General features: G+C 60.7%; 1 protein-coding gene. It reads left to right on the top strand.

Annotated features, from left to right (window positions below):
• On the top strand, window positions 1–971 hold a 971-nt coding region (locus GGI60_RS31710), incomplete at its 5' end, for a Ulp1 family isopeptidase (RefSeq protein ID WP_246720550.1).
• Between the last annotated feature and the right edge of the window lie 44 nt (window positions 972–1015).

The raw sequence follows: 1015 nt of genomic DNA, 5'->3' as shown, positions 1-1015 counted from the left end.
TGCAGGACTTGCAGCGAAACGATCCGGATCTCGCCGCCAGGACGCGGCTTATCGATCCCCTGATAGCCCATTATCATCTGCGCCTGGGCGACGAGAGCACCGCGCTGAGCGCTTTCCAGCGCATCGTTAATGATCAGAATGGAAGAGATACAGCCGACTTCCTGTTCCTTCCAGTGAGCGATGCCAGTGCTTCGGATCCTGATCACCGCGGCACCCATTGGTCGCTGCTACTCGTTGACCGTCGCAACCGCGAGGGGCCGGCTGCCTTTCACTATGACTCCTTCCGGGGACAGAACGACGAGTTTGCAGCAATGCTCGCACAAAGATTGGGTACCCGTCTGGAGCCCGTCCGCATGACCCAACAGCGCAACGACTATGATTGCGGAGTCTTCGTGGTTGACGGCACGCGGGCGCTCGTTAGACGACTGGCGCGAAGAGACCGGCCAGCCGTGCTGCACCTCGACAACCTCGTCGCCGATCGGGAGCAACTCCAACGACGTCTGAGCCCCGCGCCCAACAGTGCTCGAGCGGGGGCTGCGGCGGCTGGACCGGAGTCCTCCACACAGATCGCCGATCCCGCAGAGTTTTGGCATGGAGTGGCTCAACCCGGCCAGCTTCCCGCCGATAGCTGGAATACAGCGACCTTCCGGCCGGATTTGCCGTCAGCCGCCTATTCACCGGTGCAAAGCGTCAATCCGCCAGACGCACCATGGGAGCAAAGCTTGGGGGCATCGATCTTCGGCACCCCACAGTACATGCTGCCTGTGGACGACTTGGGAGAAGCTGTCCCTCCGAGCTGGCAACACCGCAATCAACCGGCACCGGCTGGCCTTCGGCTTGCAATGTCCTGGTATGAGTTGCTGCCGAGCGCGGACAACCCCCAGACCAGCATCACTATCCATGGTGTGCCCTACACGGCCACTCTGGGGCCATCAGGCAGGGAGAACGACATTTACCTTTTCCGGCAATAGGGTGGAGATGGATCGAGCAATAGATGCCAGTCGTTCTTGAAAAA

The sequence above is a fragment of the Rhizobium lentis genome (genome assembly GCF_014200175.1).
GTDB lineage: Bacteria > Pseudomonadota > Alphaproteobacteria > Rhizobiales > Rhizobiaceae > Rhizobium > Rhizobium mulingense.
The sequence above is the reverse complement of the archived record's forward strand: the minus strand, read 5'-3'. Positions and strand labels throughout refer to the sequence as shown.